This is a genomic window from Pseudomonas pharyngis, from assembly GCF_021602345.1.
GTDB classification, from domain to species: Bacteria; Pseudomonadota; Gammaproteobacteria; order Pseudomonadales; family Pseudomonadaceae; genus Aquipseudomonas; species Aquipseudomonas pharyngis.
In genome coordinates this window covers 99,567-122,246 of sequence record NZ_BQID01000005.1, presented here as the reverse complement: position 1 = coordinate 122,246, position 22,680 = coordinate 99,567, and the positions used below count along the sequence as shown (strand labels likewise).

The window sequence follows — 22,680 nt, the reverse complement described above, 5'->3', positions numbered from 1 at the left end:
TTGCCTTGGGGTTTTTATCGACATGTCAGCCGTTCGCAGCAAGATTTGCGGGATTACCCGCATAGAAGATGCGTTGGCAGCCGTCGAGGCCGGGGCCGATGCCATCGGTTTTGTGTTCTACGCTAAAAGTCCCCGGGCCGTGACCGTGCAGCAGGCGCGGGCGATCATCGCCGCATTGCCGCCGTTCGTGACCACGGTCGGGTTGTTCGTCAATGCCAGCCGCTGCGAGCTCGGGGAAATCCTCGATGCCGTGCCGCTGGATCTGTTGCAGTTCCACGGCGACGAGACCGCCGCCGAGTGTGAAGGCTGGCACCGGCCGTACATCAAGGCCTTGCGTGTCAAGGCGGGCGATGACATTGCCGCTGCCTGCGATGCCTACCCGAGCGCCAGCGGCGTGCTGCTCGACACTTATGTCGAAGGCGTGCCCGGCGGAACCGGCGAGGCGTTCGACTGGTCATTGATTCCGCAAGGCTTGAGCAAGCCGTTGATTCTGGCCGGCGGCCTGACGCCGGAGAACGTCGCCGATGCGGTCGCCCGGGTGCAGCCGTATGCCGTGGATGTCAGCGGCGGGGTAGAGGCGAGCAAGGGCATCAAGGATCACGCAAAGATTCGTGCATTCATCAACGCCGTACGCTGATGTGACGGCTGGCAGACTGCCGCCGTCCACAGCTCTGTAGAAAAGAGGCTGAGGGTCTTTTCGGGGTGTACGCAGGTCAGTTCCGCTGACCCGGCAGCCCGGCCGATCATCGCCACACATGAATTTAGCTGAAGGGCATACGCGGGGCCGCGAACCAGAGCGTTCGGGCCGCCGGTACTGGAGAAAGAAAGCATGAGCAACTGGTTGGTAGACAAGCTGATCCCTTCGATCATGCGTTCCGAGGTCAAGAAGAGCTCGGTCCCTGAAGGTCTGTGGCACAAATGCCCGTCCTGCGAGGCTGTGCTGTATCGTCCGGAGCTGGAAAAGACCCTGGACGTTTGCCCTAAATGCAACCACCACATGCGCATCGGCGCACGTGCGCGCATCGACATCTTCCTGGACGCCGAAGGCCGTGCCGAACTGGGTGCTGACCTGGAGCCGGTTGACCGTCTGAAATTCCGTGACGGCAAGAAGTACAAGGACCGTCTGGTCGCTGCCCAGAAGCAGACCGGCGAGAAGGACGCACTGGTTTCCATGAGCGGCACCCTGCTGGGCATGCCTGTCGTGGTTTCGGCGTTCGAGTTCAGCTTCATGGGCGGTTCCATGGGCGCCATCGTCGGTGAGCGCTTCGTGCGCGCCGCCAACTATGCACTGGAAAACCGTTGCCCGATGGTCTGCTTCTCCGCCTCCGGTGGTGCGCGGATGCAGGAAGCCCTGATCTCTCTGATGCAGATGGCCAAGACCTCGGCGGTGCTGGCGCGCCTGCGCGAAGAAGGCATTCCGTTCATCTCTGTGCTGACCGATCCGGTCTACGGCGGCGTTTCCGCCAGTCTGGCGATGCTGGGCGACGTGATCGTCGGCGAGCCAAAAGCTCTGATCGGCTTCGCCGGCCCGCGCGTGATCGAGCAGACCGTGCGTGAAAAACTGCCGGAAGGCTTCCAGCGCAGCGAGTTCCTGCTGGAGCACGGCGCCATCGACCTGATCATCGACCGTCGCGAGCTGCGTCCGCGTCTGGGCAACCTGCTGGCGCAACTGACCGGCAAACCGACCCCGACCTTCGTTGCCGCGCCGATCGAGCCGATCGTCGTTCCGCCGGTGCCTGCCAACGTATGACCGAGCGCACCCTTGGCGAGTGGCTCGCCTACCTTGAACAGTTGCATCCATCGGCCATCGACATGGGGCTGGAGCGTTCGCAACAGGTAGCGTCCCGCATGGGACTGGGCCAGCCGGCGCCACGGGTGATTACGGTCACCGGCACCAACGGCAAGGGTTCGACCTGCGCTTTCGTGGCTTCCTTGCTGCGGGCGCAGGGCCTAAACGTCGGTGTCTACAATTCTCCGCACCTGCTGCGTTACAACGAGCGGGTGCAGCTCAATGGCGTCGAAGCCACTGATGCGCAGCTGTGCGAAGCCTTCGCGGCGGTCGAAGCGGGGCGCGGCGACACTTCCCTGACTTACTTCGAAATGGGCACCCTGGCGGCGTTCTGGCTGTTTCAACGGGCCGGGCTCGATGCGGTGGTGCTGGAAGTCGGGCTGGGCGGGCGTCTTGACACGGTCAACGTGGTCGATGCCGATATCGCGCTGGTCACCAGCATTGGTGTCGATCATGCCGACTATCTGGGCAATACCCGTGAATCCGTGGCCTTCGAGAAGGCCGGGATTTTCCGCCAGGGCAAACCTGCGCTGTGCGGCGATCTGAATCCTCCACAACCCTTGCTGGACAAGGCGCGCGAGCTTGCTTGCCCGTTCTTCCTGCGCGGGCGGGATTTCGACCTGGGTATCACGGATCAGTTCTGGCAGTGGCGTGGCACCGATGCTGACGGTCAGGTCGTCGAACTGCGTGATTTACCGCTGCTCGACCTGCCGATGGAGAACGCCGCGTTGGCGTTGCAGGCTTATCTGCTGCTCGGGTTGCCATGGGATGCCGGGCAGATTGTTGCGGCGTTGCAGGCGACTCGTGTGGTCGGTCGCCTCGATCGTCGCTCGTTCGAATGGAACGGCAAGCGTCTGAATCTGCTGCTGGATGTTGGCCACAACCCGCATGCGGCGGAGTATCTGGCGCGGCGTCTCGCGGCTCGTCCGCCGGTCGGCAAGCGTCTGGCGGTGTTCGGCCTGTTGGCGGACAAGGATCTGGACGGTGTCATCGGTGAATTGAATGCCAGCGTCCAGCACTGGGCGGTGGCGCCACTGGATTCGCCACGTGCGCGTCCGGTGGATGAATTGAATCAGGCATTGCAGAACCTTGGCGCCTCGGTCACGTCTTATGACAGCGTGGCGGCCGCTCTGGAAGGGCAGTGTGCAGTGGCCACCAGCGACGACGAGATCTTGCTGTTCGGATCATTTTATTGTGTCGCCGAGGCCCTCGAATGGCTGTCTCGGCGCTCCACGGAGGAAGCGGCAAATGGCTTTGCTGGATAAAGCGTACAAGCAGCGCATGGTCGGTGCCCTGGTGCTGGTGGCGCTGGCGGTGATTTTCCTGCCGATGCTGTTTTCCCGTCAGGATGAACAGCGTCAGGTGACCGTCGAGGCGCCGGCTGCGCCGCAAGCGCCCGCCGTGGCGCAGATCCAGATGGAAACCGTGGCGGTGCCTGAGCCTCAGGTTCTGCCGCAAGAGCCAGTGCCAAGCGATGACGAAGTCGCCGACCAGGCTGTGCCAACGGCGCCGATTGCTTCCGCCGCACCAGCTCCGGCTCCGGCGCCGGTAGCCAAACCGGTTGCGCCGGCTCCCGCTCCCGTGGCCAAGCCAACCACGGCTCCGGCGCAGCCGATCGCTGCGCTGTCTGCCAAACCGGATACCACTCAAAGCCGCGTCGATGCCAATGGCCTGTCGGTGAGCTGGTCAGTGCAACTGGCCAGCCTGTCGAGCCGTGCCAGCGCCGAAAGCCTGCAGAAAACCCTGCGCAGCCAGGGTTACAACGCTTACATTCGTTCGGCCGATGGCAAGAACCGGGTGTTCGTCGGCCCGCTGATCGAGCGCGCCGAAGCCGATCGTCTGCGCGATCTGTTGAGCCGCCAGCAGAACCTCAAGGGGTTTGTGGTGCGCTTCCAGCCTGAACGCGGCTGATATCTATCACTTCGATAGAAATGCACTGAAAATCGCAGCTTACCGACAGCCATGCGCTCTGCTAAAATGCGCCGCCTTATCCGTCCGTAGGCTGCACTGTGCCATTTACCTGGGTTGACTGGGCGATCGTTGCAATCATCGCCATCTCCGCTTTGATCAGTTTGAGCCGCGGCTTCGTCAAAGAAGCATTGTCGCTGGTGACCTGGATCATCGCAGGAGCTGTTGCCTGGATGTTCGGTGGCTCACTGTCCGAGTACCTCGCCGGATACATCGAAACACCGTCGGCTCGCGTGATCGCGGGCTGTGCCATCATGTTTGTCGCCACACTGATCGTGGGCGCAATGATCAATTATCTTATCGGCGAGTTGGTTCGCGTCACCGGGTTGTCCGGAACCGATCGATTCCTCGGCATGGCCTTCGGCGCTGCGCGTGGCGTGTTGCTGGTGGTCGTGGCGGTCGGGCTGTTGAGCCTGGGGCCGGTACAGCAGGACGGGTGGTGGAAAGAATCACAGCTCGTGCCAAAGTTTCTATTGGTCGCAGACTGGTCCAAGAACCTGATTCTCGGGTGGAGCAGTCAGTGGCTTGCCAGCGGAATCAGCGTACCCGCTGATATTCCGTTCAAGGAGCAACTCTTGCCGTCGGCCAAAACGCCTCAGTGAGTGTTGTTCAGTTCAGATCCATTAAGTAGGGGTTGCGTCGCATGTGTGGCATCGTCGGTATCGTCGGTAAGTCGAACGTCAATCAGGCGCTGTATGACGCGCTAACCGTGCTCCAGCACCGCGGCCAGGACGCTGCCGGTATCGTGACCAGCCATGATGGCCGGTTGTTCTTGCGCAAGGACAATGGCCTGGTGCGTGACGTGTTTCAACAGCGTCACATGCAGCGCCTGGTCGGCCACATGGGTATCGGCCACGTCCGTTACCCGACTGCCGGCAGCTCGACGTCGGCCGAGGCTCAGCCGTTCTACGTCAACTCGCCGTACGGCATCACCCTGGCGCACAACGGTAACCTGACCAACGTTGAACAGTTGGCCAAAGAGATCTACGAATCCGATCTGCGTCACGTCAACACCAGCTCCGACTCGGAAGTGCTGCTCAACGTGTTCGCTCACGAGCTGGCCCAGCGCGGCAAGCTGCAACCGACCGAAGAAGATGTGTTTGCCGCCGTGACCGACGTACATAACCGTTGCGTCGGTGGTTACGCCGTTGTGGCGATGGTGACCGGTTACGGCATCGTTGGTTTCCGCGACCCGCACGGCATCCGCCCGATCGTGTTTGGCCAGCGTCACACCGACGAAGGCGTCGAGTACATGATCGCTTCCGAAAGCGTTTCGCTGGACGTGCTCGGTTTCACCCTGATCCGCGACCTGGCGCCGGGCGAAGCGGTCTACATCACTGAAGACGGCAAGCTGCACACCCGTCAGTGTGCGACCAACCCATCCCTGACCCCGTGCATCTTCGAACACGTCTATCTGGCGCGTCCGGATTCGATCATCGACGGCGTGTCGGTCTACAAGGCCCGTCTGCGCATGGGTGAGAAGCTGGCCGAGAAGATCCTGCGCGAGCGTCCAGAGCACGACATCGACGTGGTCATCCCGATTCCGGACACCAGCCGCACTGCCGCGCTGGAGCTGGCCAACCATTTGGGCGTGAAATTCCGCGAAGGTTTCGTCAAGAACCGTTACATCGGCCGTACCTTCATCATGCCTGGCCAGGCCGCGCGCAAGAAATCGGTACGTCAGAAGCTCAACGCCATCGAGCTGGAATTCCGCGGCAAGAACGTGATGCTCGTCGACGACTCGATCGTTCGTGGCACTACCTGCAAGCAGATCATCCAGATGGCCCGCGAAGCCGGCGCGAAAAACGTCTACTTCTGCTCGGCGGCTCCGGCTGTTCGCTTCCCGAACGTGTACGGCATCGACATGCCGAGCGCTCACGAGCTGATCGCGCACAACCGTTCGACCCAGGACGTGGCTGACCTGATCGGCGCTGACTGGCTGATCTATCAGGACCTGCCTGACTTGATCGAAGCGGTCGGCGGCGGCAAGATCAAGATCGAAAACTTCGATTGCGCAGTGTTTGACGGCAAGTACGTCACCGGCGACGTCGACGAGGCTTACCTGAACAAGATCGAACAGGCACGCAACGATGCCTCGAAGGTCAAGACCCAGGCGGTCAGTGCGATCATCGATCTGTACAACAACTGAGTTTCAACCGGCCCTTAGGGGCCGGTTTTGTATCTGGCAAAAGACTTTTATTTATCGAGAACAGGGCAAGGAGTGACAGCATGAGTCAGGAATGGGATGCCGGTCGGCTGGACAGCGACCTCGAAGGCGTAGCGTTCGATACCCTGGCCGTACGTGCCGGTCAGCACCGTACGCCGGAAGGCGAGCACGGTGATCCGATGTTCTTCACTTCCAGCTACGTGTTCCGTACCGCCGCCGATGCGGCTGCGCGGTTTGCCGGGGAAGTGCCGGGCAACGTCTACTCGCGTTACACCAACCCGACCGTTCGCGCCTTCGAAGAGCGCATCGCCGCGCTGGAAAGCGCCGAGCAGGCGGTGGCTACGGCGACGGGCATGGCCGCGATCATGGCAGTGGTGATGAGCCTGTGCAGTGCCGGCGATCATGTGCTGGTGTCGCGCAGCGTGTTCGGTTCGACCATCAGTCTGTTCGAGAAGTACTTCAAGCGTTTTGGCGTGGAAGTCGATTACGTGCCGTTGGCCGATCTGTCGGCCTGGGACGCAGCGATCAAGTCCAACACCAAATTGCTGTTCGTCGAGTCGCCGTCCAATCCGTTGGCTGAGCTGGTGGATATCACCGCGCTGTCGGAAATCGCGCACGCCAAGGGCGCGATGCTGGTAGTCGACAACTGCTTCTGCACGCCTGCCTTGCAGCAGCCGCTGAAGCTGGGCGCAGACATCGTTGTGCATTCGGCCACCAAGTTCATCGATGGCCAGGGCCGTTGCATGGGCGGTGTGGTTGCCGGTCGCAGCGAACAGATGAAAGAAATCGTCGGCTTCCTGCGTACCGCCGGGCCGACCCTGAGCCCGTTCAACGCCTGGATCTTCCTCAAGGGTCTGGAAACCCTGAACCTGCGGATGAAGGCGCATTGCGCCAACGCCCAGCAACTGGCCGAATGGCTGGAGCAGCAGGACGGCATCGAGAAGGTGCATTACGCCGGTCTCAAGAGCCATCCGCAGCACGAGCTGGCTCAGCGTCAGCAGAAAGGCTTCGGCGCGGTGGTGAGCTTTGAGGTGAAGGGCGGAAAAGAGGGCGCCTGGCGCTTCATCGATGCGACCCGTTTGATCTCGATCACCGCCAATCTGGGTGACAGCAAAACCACCATCACCCACCCGAGCACTACGTCCCACGGCCGTCTGGCGCCGCAGGAGCGCGAGGCTGCCGGCATTCGTGACAGCCTGATCCGCATCGCGGTCGGTCTGGAAGACGTGGCTGACCTGCAAGCCGATCTGTCGCGCGGTCTGGCGGCGTTGTGATCGAGTTGTCTACGCCGAAGATCGGCACCCATGGCCGCGTTGCATTGGTCACGGGTGCCGCGCGGGGGATCGGTCTGGGCATCGCAGCGTGGCTGATCAGCGAAGGCTGGCAGGTGGTATTGACCGACCTTGATCGTGTCCGTGGTTCGAAAGTGGCGAAGGTGCTGGGCGAGAACGCCTGGTTCATCGCCATGGACGTCGCGGACGAAAGCCAGGTGGCGCTCGGTGTCGCTGAGGTGCTGGGACAATTCGGTCGTCTGGATGCGCTGGTGTGCAACGCTGCCGTGGCCGATCCGCACAACATCACGCTGGAAAGTCTCGATCTGGCTTACTGGAATCGGGTGTTGGCGGTGAACCTCGGTGGGCCGATGTTGCTGGCCAAGCACTGCGCGCCGTATCTGCGTGCGCACAACGGGGCGATCGTCAATCTGGCCTCGACCCGTGCGGCGCAGTCGGAACCTGATACGGAAGCCTATGCGGCGAGCAAGGGCGGTTTGCTGGCGTTGACTCACGCACTGGCGATCAGCCTCGGGCCGGAGATTCGCGTCAATGCGGTCAGTCCGGGCTGGATCGATGCGCGGGATCCATCCGCCCGGCGCGCGGAACCGCTGACCGATACCGATCATGCCCAGCATCCTGCGGGCAGGGTAGGGACGGTCGAGGATGTGGCAGCGATGGTGGCGTGGTTGCTGTCGAAGAATGCAGGGTTTGTGACGGGGCAGGAATTCGTGGTCGATGGCGGCATGACCAAGAAGATGATTTATACGGAATGAAGCAATTTCGTCTTTTTTAGAAAAACTTCAATCCTGCTATTGACTTAGGTTCGCTACCTGCGTAAATTTCGCGGCCTCGGAGATGCAAACGGGTGATTAGCTCAGCTGGGAGAGCGTCTGCCTTACAAGCAGAATGTCGGCGGTTCGATCCCGTCATCACCCACCACTCCCGAGAGACTTGCGTAAGCAAGAACGTAGGCTGAAAGTGCCTGCACCGACGCGCAGCGGTAGTTCAGTCGGTTAGAATACCGGCCTGTCACGCCGGGGGTCGCGGGTTCGAGTCCCGTCCGCTGCGCCATATTTAACGAGTCAGACACTGTCTGGTTCGCGATTGAAAAGCACCGAAGCTTTCAGTCAAACGAGTTACTTGAGCGTCAGCTCAAAGCGATACGCAGCGGTAGTTCAGTCGGTTAGAATACCGGCCTGTCACGCCGGGGGTCGCGGGTTCGAGTCCCGTCCGCTGCGCCATATCTGTTTCAAGGACCGCTGAACGCCTTGAAACACCGAACGCAACCTCTGGTTGATTCGGAATCGATAGCAAAGACCCTGGTCGAAAGACCGGGGTTTTTTGTGTCTGAAATTTGACCTCTCCCAAATTCCTCCCTTGTAGCCGGCGACGAATCCTAGCCGTGGCTCGTTCGATGCTGCCGGGCAATCTACCTGAGTCTCCGAGTCGCTGCGATGCAATGCCGCATTGATTTTTTGATTCTTTAGTCAAATTTTTGTAACTGGTTGTTTGCTGCGAGCTCAGAAACCTATAAAGTTAACCTTTCGGTCAGCTTTGCACTGTCATCACGCCCTTTGCTTCGTCAAAAAGGGCTTCTGCAAGACTCGAGATTCCCAGTAGATAACCAGAAGGGCGGATCCATAACCGCCCAGAGGATGATCCATGTCCAACCGTGAAATATCCCGGCGCTCGTTCCTTCAGGGCGGGCTGGTGGCGGGTGTGAGCGTTACGCTGACGCCGCTCAGCAGTCAGGCGCTCGGTGCCTTGATGGAAAACAGCGTCACCGTGCCGTCCGAGCAGTGGCTCGGCAACAACGGCAAGGCGCGCCAGCGTAACGATGCCTTGTCCAAGGTCTGCGGCAGCAAAGTGTTTGCCCGCGACATCCGTTCCAAGGACATGCCGGGCTGGCCCCAGCAGCAAGGCCACGCCATGTTGCTGAAAACCATCAAGGCTGACCGTATCTACGAAGGCTATGACCTGTCGTGGCTCGGCGCCGATCTGCAGCCTGATCGTATCGTTACCGCCGCCGACCTGGACAAGGACGGCATCGTGTTCCCGGAAGAGCACGCGCCGGATCCGCTGCTGCCGGAAGGCAAGGTGCCGATGTTCATCGGCCACCCGGTTGCGATCCTGATCTGGAACGACTTCGAGCGTTTCCGCCAGGCCAAGAACAAACTCAAATTCAATGACAAAGCGATTCGTTACGGTGCGCAAGTACCGTTCTACGAAGGCGATCCCTATGGCAGTTTCCGCTACGTGCGCGTCGGTGGCCCGACGTCGGCAGACGAAGACGAATTCGCCAGCCTCAAGGACTCGATCCTGTTCCCGATGCTGAAGAACCGTCGTCCGGTGTGGAATTCCCAACCGAACCTGCACGGCAACCTGACCGAACGCGGCCTGTTCTATGCCGATCGCATGAAGAAAGAGATCGACACCCCGCCGGACAACTGGCTGGTGTTTGACGAACGTTACAAGACCCCGTCGATCGAACCGGCCGCGATGGAACCGGACAACGGCAACGGCTGGTACGACCCGGCGACCAAGACCCTGCATTTCGTCGTCGCCACTCAGTGCCCGTTGGAAACCGCCACCGAGACCGCGAAGATGATCGGGCCGTCGCGTTTTGGCCTGGCGAACCTCAACATGCACCCGGGTTACACCGTCGGTTACGGGTCCAAGGACCACAACATTTTCGTCTACTACGCAGCTTTGGCGGCGTTGTACGGCGCGGGCGTGCCGATTCGCCTGGCCAACGACCGCTACGAGCAGTTCCAGAGCGGCATCAAGCGTCACCCGTTCGACATCCGCTACCAGTTGGCAGTGGACAAGACCGATCATAGCTTCAAGATTTTCCGTGCCGAGATGAGCGTCGACGGTGGCGGCCGGATCAACTACAGCCCGTCGGTAGCGGCCGTTGGCGCTACGGCGGCGCAGTCGATCTACTACATGCCGCAGAACGACCTGCAGGTCACCGCTTACCATTCCCGAGCGGTTGAAGCGGGTTCGATGCGCGGCTACGGCACGCTGCAGAGCATGGCCTCCACCGAGATGATGGTCGACGAAATCGCCGATCGCCTTGGTGTCGATGCCATCGATCTGCGCCGCAAAAATGCGCTGCGCTCGGGGATGAAAAACACCCAGGGCGCGATCCCGGCCGGTGCGTTGCGCCTGCACGAGATTCTCGACAAGGCTTCGCTGCACGAAGTCTGGAAAAACCGCGACGCGATCAAGAAGCAGCGCGAAGCGGCGGATCCGGACAACTGGTATGGCGTGGGTTTCGCCATTTGCCAGAAAGACTTCGGCACCGGTTCCGAAGCACCGATGGCCAGCATCGAGTTCACCGCTGACGGCCGCATTTCCCTGCGTCACATCGGCATCGAGATCGGTACCGGCATGTCCACCTCGCAAGCCTTGGTAGTGGCTGATTTCCTCGGCAGCGCGGCTCACGACGTGAAGACCGGCGAAACCGAGTGGGATGAAATGCAGCTGGTCACCGCCGGCAACCCTTACATCATGAGCCAGGCCGAACAGGACAACTTCCTGCGCAACCCGCGCTGGGTCGGCAAGCTGGCATCGGCCTCGTCCGCGACCAACTCCGCCTACTACTTCAGCCACGCCACCCGTGAAGCGGCGCGCGTGCTATTCAACCACGGTCTGTGGCCGGCGGCGCTGGAGATCTGGCGTCAGGGTCCGTACGGCGGCCAGGCCAACCCTTACGTGGTGCGTCGCGAAGATGCGCATTGGGTCGACGGCAAACTCACCGCCAACGGCATGCAGCCACTGACCTTCGAAGAGCTGGCCAAGCGTGCGCACGAGCGCGGTCTGGTCACTGGCGCCACGGTTCACGGTTTCAACCGCTGGAGCTGGGCCGAGGCCGAATACAGCATCGATGGCGTGCGCGAGCGTCTGCCGCTCGACGGTCTGGCGGTGAAGTACGGCGACGGCGCCCCTAAGGCGAAGAAAGCGCAGATGACCAGCGCCGGTTTCCACCTGCTGGATCGGCAGAACATCGCCTATCCGGTCGTCCAGTTGAACAACGCCGCCGTGACCTACTACAGCCCGGTGGCAACGCTGGTCGAGTTGAAGGTCAACAAAGGTTCGGCAGAAGTCGAAGTGCTCAACCATCACTCGTGGCTGGAATGCGGACGGGTGCTGGTCGAAGAACTGGTTCGCGGCCAGCTCGAAGGCGGGATCGCCATGGGCATCGGTCACGCCTTGATGGAAGAGATGCCGTTGTACGAAGGCGGGCCGGGGGAGGGGGACTGGAACTTCAACCGTTATCGCCTGCCGATGGCGCGCCATGTGGCGGTGTGGAAGCAGACGTCGGAAATCCTGCCGCCGCTGTCCCCAAGCGACCCGTCCAAAGGCATCGCCGAAGTGGTGATGATTCCGGTGGTCGGTGCCATCGGTAACGCCGTGGCCCACGCCATCGGTAAACGTGTTCGCGATCTGCCAATCACTGCTGCGCGCATCAAGGAGGCCCTCAATGGCTAACCGTCCGCTTCAACTGACCCTCAACGGTCAATCCGTCGGCCCGGTGGACATCCCTGATGACCTGCCGATGATCGACTACCTGCACGAATACAAGAACCTCACCGGTTCGCGCCTGGGCTGCGGCCAGGGCATCTGCCACGCCTGCGTGGTGATCGTCGATAACCCGGATGGCACCAGCGAAGAAGTGCGCACCTGCATCACCGGCGCGCATTATTTCGAGGGCAAGAAAGTCCGCACCATCGAAGGCCACGCCAAGCGTGACGAGCAAGGCCAGGTCACCGAGCTGAACCCGATCCAGCAGCGGTTCGTCGACGAATTCGCTTTCCAGTGCAGCTACTGCGCGCCGGGCTTCGTCAACGCCGCGACCGTGCTGGTGGAGAAGCTGCAGCGCCAGCCAATCGTCAAAAGCAAACTGGAGCAAGTCATCGAGGACAGCCTCGGCCATCACGTCTGCCGTTGCACCGGGTACGTGCGTTACTACAACGCCACCCGCAACGTGCTGACCGATCTCGGCCTGGTCAAGGAGGGTTAAGCATGAAGCAATTACTGACCCGCCTGACCCTGGCGGTCGGGCTGGCTGCGCCTGTGTTGGCGGCGCACGCGGATGATCAGGTCAAGCGCGGCGAATACCTCGCCCGCGCGGCTGACTGCATGGCGTGCCACACTGCGCCCGGCGGCGCGCCGTTTGCTGGCGGCCTGCCGATCGTATCGCCGTTCGGCACGATCTACGGCACCAACATCACTCCAAGCAAAGAGCACGGCATCGGTTTGTACAACGATGACGAATTCTTCGCTGCGCTGACTGAAGGCAAGCGTCGCGACGGCGCCAACCTGTACCCGGCGATGCCGTACACCTCGTATCACTTGATGCCGCGTGCGGATTCGGATGCGATTCACGCGTATCTGAAAACCGTCGAGCCGATCGAGCGCGCCGCGCCGGCGACCAGTCTGAGCTTCCCGTTCAACGTGCGTCCGGGCTTGATTGGCTGGAACATGATGTACGGCAAAGCCTTGAAGCTGGAGCCTGCCGAAGGCAAAAGCGACGCCTGGAAACGCGGCCAGTATATGGTCGAAGTGCTCGGCCATTGCGGCGAATGCCATACGCCACGCGGCCTGCCGGGCGCGATGCAGTTGGATAAGCGCCTGACCGGCGGCATCCTTAACGGCTATCTGGCGCCGAGCCTGCTGGCAACCGACTTGGCGGCACGCGGCTGGAACCATCAGGACCTGAGCACGTTCCTCAAGCACGGCATGAGCGCCCAGGGCACGATGTTCAACGAGATGTTCCCGGTGTTCCACAACAGCACTCAGGGCCTGAATGATCCGGATCTGGCGGCGATGGCGACTTTCCTGCTGGGCGACAAGCCTCCGGCGGCGAAAGAACTGACCGAGGTGCCGGTGGAAAAACTCAGTGTCAGCGCCCAGCGCGGCCTTCAGGAATACTTGAACGTCTGCGCCGGCTGTCACGCGGCCGGTGGCGAGGGCAAACCGCACATCGCGGTGGCCATGCGCGGCAACACCACGTTGCGTCTGGAAGACCCGCGCAACCTGTTGCGCGTGATCGAGGATGGCATCGGCGAACAGAAATTCGCCGGGTTCGAACACATGCAGCCGATGCCGGGTTTTGCCGACAAGCTCAGTGCCGAACGACTGACCGATCTGCTGAACTACCTGCGTCAGGGCTGGGGTGGTCAGTCGGCCGAGCTGGCGGTTGGTGATGTGCAGAAGCTGCAGGCTGATGCGCCGTCCGTTGAGCACAAGGCGCACTGATCATGCAGCATCTCGATCTGCAAGTGGTTCGACGGGCGTTGGAGTGGTCGACGGCGGGGCAACGCATCTGGCTCTGCACCGTGCTGACCACCTACGGCTCGGCACCTCGCGCGCCAGGTTCGCTGCTGGCGGTGAACGACGGCGGGCAGTGGATCGGGTCGCTGTCCGGTGGTTGCGTCGAGGAAGACTTTCTCGAGCGCGTCGCCGAAGGTGCGTTTCTCGATGCGATCAATGTCGTGCGTTATGGCGAAGGTGACGATCCGCGTTCGCGGGTCAGCCTGCCATGCGGCGGCATTCTCGATGTGCTGGTAGAGAAATTTGACGCCGGCTGCGATGTGCAGGCGCACCTGCGTGAGCTCGAATCGGCGTTGCTCGGGCAGCGCCGGGTGATTCGCGAAGTCGATCTGACTACTGGTGCGCGTAGCCTGTTTACCGATCACGAGCAGGGCGCGCGAATCGAGCGTGAAATCGACCGGGTACGGATCCGCATCGGGGCTGCTCAGCGTTTGCTGCTGGCGGGGTATTCCAGCGTGGCGCAGGCCTGTGCGGAATTCGCGGTCGGTCTCGGCTTCGAAGTGATCCTCTGCGACCCGCGTGAAGAAGTGCTGAAAGGCGTGGTGCTCAATGGCGTGGAGATTCGCCGGCAATTGCCGTCGGTGTTCATCGCCGATGGCGGTTGTCACCGTGATACGGCGGTGGTGGCGTTGACCCACGATCCGCGCATCGACGATCTGGCGATGATGGAAGCTGTGCGCACCGAGGCGTTTTACATCGGCGTGATGGGTTCGTTGCAGACTTCACAAAAGCGCTTCGAGCGTTTGCGCCGGATTGGCGGGCTGGGGGAGAGCGAGCTGGCGCGAATTCATGCGCCGATCGGCCTCAACCTGGGCAGCAAGACGCCGGCGGAAATTGCTCTGGCGGTGCTCGCGGATATCCTGCGGATTCGCAGCGGGATTGCGCGGGATCAGTTGTGATTGGAGCTGGATGTAAAAGGGGCCGCTTTTCAGCGGCCCCTTTTTTTGCGCATCAGAAACCGAGCTTGTCGCGCAGTCCGTAGTACCACGCGCCCAATGCGGCAAACGGTGTGCGCAGCAGTTGCCCGCCGGGGAAAGGGTAGTGCGGCAGATCAGCAAAGGCATCGAAACGCTCGGCTTGTCCGCGCAGTGCCTCGGCCAATACCTTGCCGGCCAGGTGCGTGTAGGTCACGCCGTGGCCACTACAGCCCTGGGAGTAATAGATGTTGTCGCCCAGGCGTCCGACCTGAGGCAGGCGCGACAGGGTCAGCAGGAAATTGCCGGTCCAGGCGTAGTCGATCTTCACGTCCTTGAGCTGCGGGAAGGCCTTGAGCATTTTCGGGCGGATGATCGCTTCGATGTTCGCCGGATCCCGCGCGCCGTACACCACGCCGCCGCCGAAGATCAGGCGCTTGTCGCCGGTAAGGCGGTAGTAGTCGAGCAGGTAATTGCAGTCTTCGACGCAGTAGTCCTGCGGCAGCAGGGATTTCGCCAGATCATCGCCCAGTGGTGCGGTGGTGATGACCTGAGTGCCGCACGGCATCGATTTGGCCGCCAGCTCTGGCACCAGATTGCCGAGGTAGGCGTTGCCGGCGACGATGATGAATTTGGCTCTGACCTTGCCTTGCGGTGTATGTACGACCGGGTTGGCACCGCGTTCGATGCGCACGGCCGGCGACTGTTCGTAAATGGCGCCGCCCAGGGATTCAACGGCGGCTGCTTCACCGAGGGCCAGGTTGAGCGGGTGGATGTGGCCGCCGCTCATGTCGAGCATGCCGCCGACGTACTGATCGCAAGCCACCACTTCGCGGATGCGGCGTTGATCGAGCAGTTCCAATTGGGTATGGCCGAAGCGTTCCCACAAGCGTTTCTGCGATTCCAGGTGGCCCATCTGCTTGGCGGTGAGGGCGGCGAATACGCCGCCGTCCTTGAGGTCGCACTGGATGTTGTACTTGCTGACGCGCTCGCGAATGATCCGGCCGCCTTCGAAGGCCATCTGCCCGAGCAGTTGCGCCTGTTTCGGGCCGACGCTGCGTTCGATCACATCAATGTCACGGCTGTAGCTATTGACGATTTGCCCGCCATTGCGCCCCGAGGCGCCGAAGCCGACCTTGGCGGCTTCCAGCACGGTAACGCGAAAACCGTTCTCCAGCAGGAAGAGCGCCGAGGAAAGTCCCGTATAACCAGCGCCGATCACACAGACATCCGTCTCCACGTCATCCTGCAAGGCAGGACGTGGTGGTGCGGCGTTGGCCGATGCCGCGTAGTAAGACTCTGGGTAAGGGGTGTTCGCCATCCTGCAGCCTCTGTTTAATATATTTTACGAGTGCAGCGATCCTACCCCAGTTGAAAAACCTCCGCCAGCCACCGGGAAATCTTCTTGCGGCGGGTCGAAATTAAATATTTTGCATATTCATAGGGTTAGGTGAAAAAAAGGTGTTGACACCCCTCCGGAATTCCGTAGAATGCCGCCTCACAGCAGGCACGTAGCTCAGTTGGTTAGAGCACCACCTTGACATGGTGGGGGTCGTTGGTTCGAGTCCAATCGCGCCTACCAAACAAAATCCGCTCTGCTGGGCGGTCTGAAAGGGCTCACCGAAAGGTGGGCCTTTTTTGTTGTCTGCGATTTTCAGAACCTTTGCAAATTTCCGTTTGGTCGACCGCAGCTACACTTCGGCACATTTGCAGGGGTGTATTCATGAGTCGCCAATTCAAGCGCGCCAGTTCAGGCGATATCGAAAGCCTGTTGAAGATTGATCCTGTCGCTGAAACAGATAGCCGCCGTCGAGCGTGCATCGCGAGGGCTGTTGGGGCGCAGGAGTGCTGGGTTGCCTGCGAGACTGACAATCCTGGCGTTCTTCTCGGCTACGGCTGTTTGGATCGAAGCTTTTTCGGTGAGTGGTTCATATCCCTCGTGGTCGTCTCCAGTGCGAGCAGGCGTTCCGGCGTGGGTCGGCAAATCGTGAGTGGTCTGGAGCATCACGCTGTTGCAGGCAAGATCTTCACGTCGACCAATACGTCCAACTTGCCGATGCGGCAGCTGCTGACAAATCTTTGATATCAGCATAGCGGAACGGTGCAGAACCTTGACCCGGGGGATCCCGAACTCATTTTTGTAAAATTCTTGAGCCATGCGCGTATTGACTGCGATGGATTTTGATCCATTCGTCGCCGACTTTTGTGAGCGACCTTTTAAATAGTGTGGATATTTAATGGGTTACGGATTTTATTAACCATTTGGTTATCAAAAATACGTTGTTACATACTGGAAAAATCAGTAATATCCGCCCCGCGTTCACCACCACGGTTTATGCATTTTTAAATCCCAAGCTTCCATCAGCTGCTTGGGATTTTTTTTGCCCGCGATTTGCCTTTCCCGCGCCTCTGCCAGTCTCTCGTCTCGCCCGCTTCCGTTTTTCCGGGAGGGGTGACAGGCAAGTCCTCATTTTTTCGACTACTACTGTCAGGCTGATTTCGCCTCTGCCGGACAGGAGTTCATCAATGCTGGTTCACTGGTTTCTTGCAGCGATTCATCTATTGGCATTTGCCATGGGCTTCTGGGCGGTGTTGACGCGTGGGACGGCCTTCAGTCGCCTGGCGTCCGGCTCGGGTGAGGTCGGGCGCGTATTGCTTGCCGACAATGTCTGGGGGCTCTCGGCGCTGGTGCTGCTCATCTCCGGCGGCATGCGCGCCTTTGCCGGTTATGAGAAGGGAACCGACTACTACCTGCATCAGCCGCTGTTCCATCTGAAGATGACGTTGTTTGTGCTGATTCTGCTTCTGGAGCTTTTGCCGATGATCACCCTGATCAAGTGGCGCATGGCCAAGGCACGCGGTGCTGTCCCTGACACAGGACGTGCGAAGGTATTCGCGCGGATCAGTCATGCCGAAGCGCTGTTGTTGATACTGATGGTCGTGGCGGCCACCGGGATGGCGCGTGGCGTTACATTCGGCTAGGCCGGCGCGATTCCCATTCGCTATTCGGAAATATCCGACAGCCAACCCTTTGAATGACAGTTAGTATCGGTCGCGAGAAGGGTGAGGCGGGAAGGGGCGTGGCACGCGCCGTCACCAGGGAGGTGGGGGAATGGCAATACGGCGCTTGAATCTTTAGCCAGTCATTGCGCGCAGGCAAACGAACTGGCTACTGACTGCGGTAGGGCTCAGGGCGTTTGTGGCTTGTCCGGAGCGGTCAGGCCAGCCTGGATGCGCTGGTAGATTTCTTCCCGGTGCACTGCAACGTTCTTCGGAGCATTGATGCCGATTCGAACTTGCTGGCCGCTGACGCCGAGAATGGTGATCGTGATGTCATCACCAATGTTTATGCTTTCACCGACTTTGCGGGTGAGTATCAGCATGGTCTTCTCCTTGATTGCTTTGTAGGGCACCTGATTCAGACAGTGCAGAGGTCGGTGGTACGTATAGATTAGTGCGAAGTCTTAAAGTCTGGGTGCCTCTTTCTGACGCGCAGCAGCGGCATTAATTCCCAGCGCGTAACTATACAGGGGCTGTCAGCATCAATCTCGTCCTTTTGTGCCCATTTTGCGGGGCTCCGAAAGTATTCTCGAATGTTAAGATCGCCGCTTTGAAAAATCAGAGGGAAGCGTTGTGCGCAAATTGGTCTGGGTAGTCGCGGCACTGGCATTGGCAGGATGTGGCGAAGGCAAGAGTGTGGATGCGCAAAAAGCGAAACCGGCGGTGGTAGCGGCGCCTGTTGCGGTGGGGTCGCAGTGGGATCTGGAAGTGCGCGGTGAAACTCCCCAAGCCGTAAGCGACCTCAGCGGCTGGCTGATCGAGCATGCCTTTGTGGCCAGCGTCATCAAGGACGCCAGCGGCAAGACCCGGATCCTGCTTGGCCCTTTCAATTCGAAGGCTGACGCCGAGGCACGGCAGGCGGATGTGAACGCCGCGCTGATCAAGGCGAAGAAGCAGAACATCGAAACACTGGTGATCGAGCGCACGGTCGCTCAATAAGCGATCCATTCGGCGGAGCTGACTAAAGGGTGTCCCCCGTGATTCGTTTTTAAAGCAATCACTGAAGATACCCAGAAGGAGCTCCGCATGGCCTCCGCCAATCCTTACAAGTTGTTCGACGTTGTTTTGCGTCACAAGCATCAACTGAGCCCGCATTTGATGCGGATCACCCTCGCAAGCTCGGCGGTCACCGAGATGGCTGCGTGGGCGCCGGATCAGCGAGTGAAGCTGTTTTTCCCTGCAGCAGATGGCTCACCCGCCAGGCTTTCTCAGGGGGAGGGGTGGTACGCCCGTTTCCGCTCGATGCTGGTTGATCGTCGCCCGGCGATGCGCACCTACACCATCCGCCACTTGCGTGCCGAAGCAGGCGAAGTGGATATCGATTTCGTACTGCACGGCGAGACCGGTCCTGCCTCCCGTTGGGCCTTGCGAGCACAGCCTGGCGAGTCGATGCAGATTCTCGCCCCCGACAGCCGATTCATGGCACAAGAGGCGGGGGGATTTGAATGGAAACCTCCGCAAACGCTCAAGCAACTTCTGCTGGTCGCCGATTCCACAGCGTTGCCGGCCGCCATGGGGATTCTGGAAGAACTGGCGACACTGGCTGAACCGCCGCAGACCCAGGCGTTTTTTGAGGTCGACAGTCGTGAAGACATGTTGGCGGTTCCTGACTGGCCCGGGCTTTCGGTGCAATGGCTGATTCGCGATCAGGCAGCTGCCGGTACGTTGATGGTGGAAGCCGTGCGGCAGGCGACGTTGCCTGTTGATGCATCGCCGGTTGGGCAGGCGGTCGAGCTGGCGGATGTCGACATCGAAGAAGAGATTCTTTGGGAGGTCGCCGAAACGGCCAGCGAGGGATTCTATGGCTGGATCGCCGGAGAATCAGCAGCGGTCATGAGTCTGCGCAAATACCTGATCAAGGAGCGTGGCATCCCTCGCGAATCACTCAATCTGATGGGCTACTGGCGTTACAACAAGTCCGGCGGTTGAGCACAAAAAAGGCCTTGAGTTTGTCGCTCAAGGCCTTTTCTTTTGATCAGGATATCAACCGCAGGCTTTCAGGTTCACCGGGCCGACAAATTCATTGCCGCGTCCCATCACGCACGCCACGCTCTGATTACGCTGACGCTCCCAGTCTTGCACCGGGTAAGTCTTGTCCCAGGCTTCGTACAGTTGCCGATCCTGCTTCGACAAGCGCAAGCCGTATTGTTTGCTCATGTAAAAGTAGGTGCGGGCGATCATGCCGCGAATCGAAGGGCGGGGCATGACCTTCTTCGCCTTGAAGTCGACCTGAGTCAGGCATGAGCCGTACTGACCCTTTTCGACCGGCAACCAACCGTAGCTGAAATTGCTGCGGTCGCCATTCACCTCGCCGATGCTCGGCACCAGGTTGTGCAGGTCGGCTTCGGCTTTCTGATAGCTTGGGTCATAGCGGGTGCAATTCTTGCGACCGCCTTCCTGCCAGCATTGACGTTGATGGCCGAACTGCCACGCGGGAACGATGTGCTCCCATTCGATGCGGGATGCACGTTTGGCGTTCTTGCGTGGGACATAGCCGCAGGCGGCCAGATCGACCTTGTTGCCAGTGTATTTGCACCCGCAATAAAACTCGGTGGATTGTGGGGCGTACAGTTTCCAGGCGACCTTCTTGGCCTCGGTGAACGTACGCGGCGCACCGGCTTGCGCGCCAATGGATATGAACAGCAGCAGCACAGCAGCAAAACGCAGAATCATTGAATCAATCTTCCTTCGGCACAACCCAGAAAATCTGTACGCCGCCATCGTCGCGGTAGGCGAGGGTGACGTTGTCGTTCTCGTCGATCTCTTCCAGCAAGCGCTCCCAGTCATCCACCGGCTCGTCTGGAAGTCGGAAGATCAGCGCGGCTTTGGCTTTTTGTGCGGTGGGGGAGTTGATGATTTTTTGAACGCGCATGCCCACGCGTTCGTAAGCGTCAGGAGCATCAGGGGAAGTGGCCACGAGGTTATCCTTATTAAGCTGTACGTGCATACAGTATTTAACTGTAGGCATTTTCGCAACTGCTTAAAATTCAAGAAAATCCTCTGACAGCGGTTTTCCGGTTTTGGTGTCGCGCAGGTGTAATTTTTCTTTGGCGGAGGCGGGAGCTTCACCCTCCGTCAGGTTGACGAAAGGTGAAACCAGTGCCCGATCAGGAATGGATCGGGCGAAGGCAGATCAGTATTCCCAGAACATCCGTTGCAGCTCTTTGCTGTCGTTAGTCTTGGTCAAGGCAACCATGGCCAGGATGCGGGCTTTCTGTGGGTTCAGGTCGTGAGCAACCACCCAGTCGTATTTGTCGTCAGGTTGCTCGGCGTTGCGCAGAACGAAACCACCGGCATTGACGTGAGACGAGCGAATGATCTGCACACCGTCCTTGCGCAGTGCTTGCAAGGTCGGAACCACGCGGGAGGAAACCGAGCCGTTGCCGGTACCGGCATGGATGATCGCCTTGGCGCCGGACTGGGCGAGGGCCTTGTAGGCTGTGTCGCTGACATTGCCGTAGGAATAGGCGATTTCTACGTCAGGAAGGCTCTTGATGTTTTTGATATCGAACTCCGAATCCATGGTGTGGCGCTTGGCTGGCAGGCGGAACCAGTAGGATTTGCCTTCAACTACCATGCCGAGCGGACCCCAGGCGCTTTTGAACGCTTCGGTCTTGATGTTGATCATCTTGCTGACATCGCGACCCGACTGGATTTCATCGTTCAGGGTCACCAGTACGCCTTTGCCGCGAGCTTCTTTGCTGCTGGCGACGGCCACGGCGTTGTACAGGTTCAGCATGCCGTCCGCCGACATGGCGGTGCCCGGGCGCATGGAGCCGACGACGATGATCGGCTTGTCGGTTTTTTCCACCAGGTTCAGGAAGTAAGCGGTCTCTTCCAGAGTGTCGGTGCCGTGGGTGATGACGATGCCATCGACGTCTTTGCTGTCGGCCAGTTCGGAAACGCGACGACCCAGTTGCAGGAGGTTTTCGTTGGTGATGCTTTCCGAGGCGATTTGCATGACCTGTTCGCCACGCACATTGGCCAGCTTGCTCAGTTCGGGAATGCCGGCGATCAATTGTTCGACGCCTACCTTCGCGGCTTGATAGGTCGCGCTGTTGGCCGCGCTGGCGCCCGCGCCGGCAATGGTGCCGCCGGTGGCCAGTACCACTACATTGGCCAGCTTGGCCTGAGTTTCGGCTTCTTTTGCCTGGAGGGCGGTTGGCAGGAGCAGGAGGAGGGCCAAAGCGCCCGGAACGAAATTCTTCAAAGCAGATGTCATTATTTTTCTCTCTAGTAGTGAGACGGTGCTGATGCAGGTTCATCTAGATGCGCCCCGGGCCGATCTGAATGCCAGGGGTGCAGGGAGGGAGCAGGATCTGTACCAGTCGTACTGTGCTTGAGAGAAATGTTTAACCTCATGATTTAAATCAAGATTTATTCGATGATTGGTTTTGATCCTCCCTCGCTCATCCGGGTTTCCGAACGCGGGCTGTTTTCTCGTTCGGCTCACCGAAAAGGACTACGAGCTCCGTCCGCAGGGTGAGCTGGCCAGTTTTCGGATCTGTGCTAAAGAAAACGGCGCACTGGCCGATGCGCCTTTATAGGGGTCCAATTTTTCAGGAGTTCAAATGTCATTGACTATCGGTTTGCCAAACCCCGGCGCGGTTACCATCGGCGGAAAAACAGCCGCTACGATCAATGCCCTGAGCGAGGCCAACGAGCAAGCGGCGGCCGAAGCGCTGGGCAAAGACGCTGGCGATACGAAGCAAGTCAGAACCGGTGGCGGCCCAGTGCAGGAGGAGGCGCCGGCCGAAAGCGGTGGCAATCAAAGCATCACGATCAAGATACTGCTCAAGCGCATGAAGGAGTTACAGCAGCAATTGCAGGAGCAGCAACAGCAATTGGCCGCGGCGCAGGCGGCCAGCTATCCGACCGAAGAAGCCAAGACGACAGTCGTCATGTCGATCCAGGGGCAGATTGCAGACACCAACGCTGCACTCATGGAAGTGGCCGGCAATCTGGTTCGTGAGATGGCCAAGGGGTCCGGCAGCGGCGGTGTGATCAACACGACCGCCTAGGAGAAGGGGGTGGTGACGGTGATTTGCCCTACAAAAAATGCAGATTTTCAGTCGTTGACAAATGTCGGCAGGATTCGCATAGTTCGGTCTACGCAAACGTTTGCGCGGTCTTCGCGGTGAATTGATTTCGTCGTGGCGTGCTGCGAGC

General features: G+C 59.9%; 22 protein-coding genes and 4 tRNA genes. 21 read left to right on the top strand and 5 right to left on the bottom strand.

The window, feature by feature from the left end:
* Positions 1-22: 22 nt before the first annotated feature.
* The 15 genes from L6D74_RS12625 (at position 23) to L6D74_RS12555 (ending at position 14,436) form a co-directional block, all read left to right on the top strand.
* Positions 23-637, top strand: coding sequence for a phosphoribosylanthranilate isomerase (locus L6D74_RS12625; protein WP_236189382.1), 615 nt, complete (start codon positions 23-25; stop codon positions 635-637).
* 192 nt (positions 638-829) lie between these two features.
* Entirely contained in the window at positions 830-1,750 is a 921-nt protein-coding gene (gene accD / locus L6D74_RS12620) for an acetyl-CoA carboxylase, carboxyltransferase subunit beta (protein ID WP_007956457.1), read from the top strand.
* A complete protein-coding gene (folC, locus tag L6D74_RS12615; RefSeq protein ID WP_236189381.1) occupies positions 1,747-3,054 on the top strand; it encodes a bifunctional tetrahydrofolate synthase/dihydrofolate synthase in 1,308 nt (435 codons plus the stop codon). Before accD ends, folC begins: the two co-directional genes overlap by 4 nt.
* The gene (locus L6D74_RS12610) at positions 3,038-3,700 is read left to right on the top strand and encodes an SPOR domain-containing protein (RefSeq protein WP_236189380.1); all 663 of its coding nucleotides are present in this window, start codon (positions 3,038-3,040) and stop codon (positions 3,698-3,700) included. Before folC ends, L6D74_RS12610 begins: the two co-directional genes overlap by 17 nt.
* A 98-nt stretch (positions 3,701-3,798) precedes the next feature.
* The gene (locus L6D74_RS12605) at positions 3,799-4,359 is read left to right on the top strand and encodes a CvpA family protein (RefSeq protein ID WP_039771589.1); all 561 of its coding nucleotides are present in this window, start codon (positions 3,799-3,801) and stop codon (positions 4,357-4,359) included.
* Positions 4,360-4,400: 41 nt separating this feature from the next.
* Positions 4,401-5,906, top strand: a complete 1,506-nt coding sequence (purF, locus tag L6D74_RS12600) for an amidophosphoribosyltransferase (RefSeq protein ID WP_007956466.1) — start codon at positions 4,401-4,403, stop codon at positions 5,904-5,906.
* A gap of 80 nt (positions 5,907-5,986) precedes the next feature.
* A complete protein-coding gene (locus tag L6D74_RS12595) occupies positions 5,987-7,198 on the top strand; it encodes an O-succinylhomoserine sulfhydrylase (RefSeq protein WP_064594841.1) in 1,212 nt (403 codons plus the stop codon).
* Positions 7,195-7,971 carry an SDR family oxidoreductase gene (locus L6D74_RS12590; RefSeq protein WP_041475192.1) on the top strand — a complete coding sequence of 259 codons (777 nt, stop codon included), beginning with the start codon at positions 7,195-7,197 and terminating at the stop codon, positions 7,969-7,971. Before L6D74_RS12595 ends, L6D74_RS12590 begins: the two co-directional genes overlap by 4 nt.
* A 90-nt stretch (positions 7,972-8,061) precedes the next feature.
* A tRNA-Val gene (locus tag L6D74_RS12585) sits at positions 8,062-8,137 on the top strand.
* A 55-nt stretch (positions 8,138-8,192) separates the two neighbouring features.
* A tRNA-Asp gene (locus tag L6D74_RS12580) sits at positions 8,193-8,269 on the top strand.
* Positions 8,270-8,362: 93 nt separating this feature from the next.
* Positions 8,363-8,439, top strand: a tRNA-Asp gene (locus L6D74_RS12575).
* Between the two features lie 421 nt (positions 8,440-8,860).
* The gene (locus L6D74_RS12570) at positions 8,861-11,692 is read left to right on the top strand and encodes a xanthine dehydrogenase family protein molybdopterin-binding subunit (RefSeq protein ID WP_236189379.1); all 2,832 of its coding nucleotides are present in this window, start codon (positions 8,861-8,863) and stop codon (positions 11,690-11,692) included.
* Positions 11,685-12,224 carry a (2Fe-2S)-binding protein gene (locus tag L6D74_RS12565; RefSeq protein WP_007956473.1) on the top strand — a complete coding sequence of 180 codons (540 nt, stop codon included), beginning with the start codon at positions 11,685-11,687 and terminating at the stop codon, positions 12,222-12,224. Before L6D74_RS12570 ends, L6D74_RS12565 begins: the two co-directional genes overlap by 8 nt.
* Before the next feature lie 2 nt (positions 12,225-12,226).
* Entirely contained in the window at positions 12,227-13,462 is a 1,236-nt protein-coding gene (locus L6D74_RS12560) for a c-type cytochrome (protein ID WP_236189378.1), read from the top strand.
* A 2-nt stretch (positions 13,463-13,464) separates the two neighbouring features.
* Entirely contained in the window at positions 13,465-14,436 is a 972-nt protein-coding gene (locus L6D74_RS12555) for an XdhC family protein (protein WP_236189377.1), read from the top strand.
* 52 nt (positions 14,437-14,488) lie between these two features.
* On the opposite strand, the gene L6D74_RS12550 is transcribed toward L6D74_RS12555, so the two are convergent.
* Positions 14,489-15,772 (bottom strand): NAD(P)/FAD-dependent oxidoreductase, encoded by a 1,284-nt coding sequence (locus L6D74_RS12550; protein WP_236189376.1) that lies wholly within the window; start codon positions 15,770-15,772, stop codon positions 14,489-14,491.
* A gap of 184 nt (positions 15,773-15,956) precedes the next feature.
* On the opposite strand from L6D74_RS12550, the gene L6D74_RS12545 reads away from it, so the two are divergent.
* The 3 genes from L6D74_RS12545 to L6D74_RS12535 all read left to right on the top strand — a co-directional run bounded on the left by L6D74_RS12545 (position 15,957) and on the right by L6D74_RS12535 (position 17,433).
* A tRNA-Val gene (locus tag L6D74_RS12545) sits at positions 15,957-16,033 on the top strand.
* Positions 16,034-16,174: 141 nt separating this feature from the next.
* Positions 16,175-16,534 carry a GNAT family N-acetyltransferase gene (locus L6D74_RS12540; RefSeq protein ID WP_236189375.1) on the top strand — a complete coding sequence of 120 codons (360 nt, stop codon included), beginning with the start codon at positions 16,175-16,177 and terminating at the stop codon, positions 16,532-16,534.
* Positions 16,535-16,977: 443 nt separating this feature from the next.
* Positions 16,978-17,433, top strand: coding sequence for a DUF2214 family protein (locus L6D74_RS12535; protein ID WP_236189374.1), 456 nt, complete (start codon positions 16,978-16,980; stop codon positions 17,431-17,433).
* Positions 17,434-17,639: 206 nt separating this feature from the next.
* On the opposite strand, the gene csrA is transcribed toward L6D74_RS12535, so the two are convergent.
* Positions 17,640-17,834: a carbon storage regulator CsrA gene (gene csrA / locus L6D74_RS12530; RefSeq protein ID WP_003179932.1), complete on the bottom strand. Its 195-nt coding sequence runs from the start codon at positions 17,832-17,834 to the stop codon at positions 17,640-17,642.
* A 250-nt stretch (positions 17,835-18,084) separates the two neighbouring features.
* On the opposite strand from csrA, the gene L6D74_RS12525 reads away from it, so the two are divergent.
* A complete protein-coding gene (locus tag L6D74_RS12525) occupies positions 18,085-18,450 on the top strand; it encodes an SPOR domain-containing protein (protein ID WP_236189372.1) in 366 nt (121 codons plus the stop codon).
* Positions 18,451-18,537: 87 nt separating this feature from the next.
* The gene (locus L6D74_RS12520; protein WP_236189370.1) at positions 18,538-19,440 is read left to right on the top strand and encodes a siderophore-interacting protein; all 903 of its coding nucleotides are present in this window, start codon (positions 18,538-18,540) and stop codon (positions 19,438-19,440) included.
* A 54-nt stretch (positions 19,441-19,494) separates the two neighbouring features.
* Here the strand turns inward: L6D74_RS12520 and L6D74_RS12515 are convergent, their stop codons facing one another.
* From L6D74_RS12515 to L6D74_RS12505, 3 genes are all read right to left on the bottom strand, one after another.
* The gene (locus L6D74_RS12515) at positions 19,495-20,184 is read right to left on the bottom strand and encodes an endonuclease (RefSeq protein WP_064594862.1); all 690 of its coding nucleotides are present in this window, start codon (positions 20,182-20,184) and stop codon (positions 19,495-19,497) included.
* A gap of 4 nt (positions 20,185-20,188) precedes the next feature.
* Complete coding sequence (locus L6D74_RS12510; RefSeq protein ID WP_373874470.1) at positions 20,189-20,458, bottom strand: DUF1654 domain-containing protein; 270 nt, start codon at positions 20,456-20,458, stop codon at positions 20,189-20,191.
* Positions 20,459-20,644: 186 nt separating this feature from the next.
* Positions 20,645-21,733, bottom strand: a complete 1,089-nt coding sequence (locus L6D74_RS12505) for an asparaginase (protein WP_064594866.1) — start codon at positions 21,731-21,733, stop codon at positions 20,645-20,647.
* A gap of 349 nt (positions 21,734-22,082) precedes the next feature.
* Between L6D74_RS12505 and L6D74_RS12500 the strand changes: the two genes are divergently transcribed.
* On the top strand, positions 22,083-22,532 hold the full coding sequence (locus tag L6D74_RS12500) for a hypothetical protein (RefSeq protein WP_064594868.1): 450 nt from the start codon (positions 22,083-22,085) through the stop codon (positions 22,530-22,532).
* Positions 22,533-22,680: the final 148 nt, after the last annotated feature.

Coding starts and splice junctions, on each gene's coding strand:
- L6D74_RS12560 (WP_236189378.1), top strand. CDS start 12,227: ATGAAGCAATTACTGACCCGCCTGACCCTGGCGGTCGGGCTGGCTGCG.
- L6D74_RS12540 (WP_236189375.1), top strand. CDS start 16,175: ATGAGTCGCCAATTCAAGCGCGCCAGTTCAGGCGATATCGAAAGCCTG.
- L6D74_RS12610 (WP_236189380.1), top strand. CDS start 3,038: ATGGCTTTGCTGGATAAAGCGTACAAGCAGCGCATGGTCGGTGCCCTG.
- L6D74_RS12510 (WP_373874470.1), bottom strand. CDS start 20,458: ATGCACGTACAGCTTAATAAGGATAACCTCGTGGCCACTTCCCCTGAT.
- L6D74_RS12570 (WP_236189379.1), top strand. CDS start 8,861: ATGTCCAACCGTGAAATATCCCGGCGCTCGTTCCTTCAGGGCGGGCTG.
- csrA (WP_003179932.1), bottom strand. CDS start 17,834: ATGCTGATACTCACCCGCAAAGTCGGTGAAAGCATAAACATTGGTGAT.
- L6D74_RS12500 (WP_064594868.1), top strand. CDS start 22,083: ATGTCATTGACTATCGGTTTGCCAAACCCCGGCGCGGTTACCATCGGC.
- L6D74_RS12625 (WP_236189382.1), top strand. CDS start 23: ATGTCAGCCGTTCGCAGCAAGATTTGCGGGATTACCCGCATAGAAGAT.
- purF (WP_007956466.1), top strand. CDS start 4,401: ATGTGTGGCATCGTCGGTATCGTCGGTAAGTCGAACGTCAATCAGGCG.
- L6D74_RS12535 (WP_236189374.1), top strand. CDS start 16,978: ATGCTGGTTCACTGGTTTCTTGCAGCGATTCATCTATTGGCATTTGCC.
- L6D74_RS12555 (WP_236189377.1), top strand. CDS start 13,465: ATGCAGCATCTCGATCTGCAAGTGGTTCGACGGGCGTTGGAGTGGTCG.
- L6D74_RS12520 (WP_236189370.1), top strand. CDS start 18,538: ATGGCCTCCGCCAATCCTTACAAGTTGTTCGACGTTGTTTTGCGTCAC.
- L6D74_RS12595 (WP_064594841.1), top strand. CDS start 5,987: ATGAGTCAGGAATGGGATGCCGGTCGGCTGGACAGCGACCTCGAAGGC.
- L6D74_RS12550 (WP_236189376.1), bottom strand. CDS start 15,772: ATGGCGAACACCCCTTACCCAGAGTCTTACTACGCGGCATCGGCCAAC.
- L6D74_RS12505 (WP_064594866.1), bottom strand. CDS start 21,733: ATGACATCTGCTTTGAAGAATTTCGTTCCGGGCGCTTTGGCCCTCCTC.
- L6D74_RS12515 (WP_064594862.1), bottom strand. CDS start 20,184: ATGATTCTGCGTTTTGCTGCTGTGCTGCTGCTGTTCATATCCATTGGC.
- L6D74_RS12565 (WP_007956473.1), top strand. CDS start 11,685: ATGGCTAACCGTCCGCTTCAACTGACCCTCAACGGTCAATCCGTCGGC.
- accD (WP_007956457.1), top strand. CDS start 830: ATGAGCAACTGGTTGGTAGACAAGCTGATCCCTTCGATCATGCGTTCC.
- folC (WP_236189381.1), top strand. CDS start 1,747: ATGACCGAGCGCACCCTTGGCGAGTGGCTCGCCTACCTTGAACAGTTG.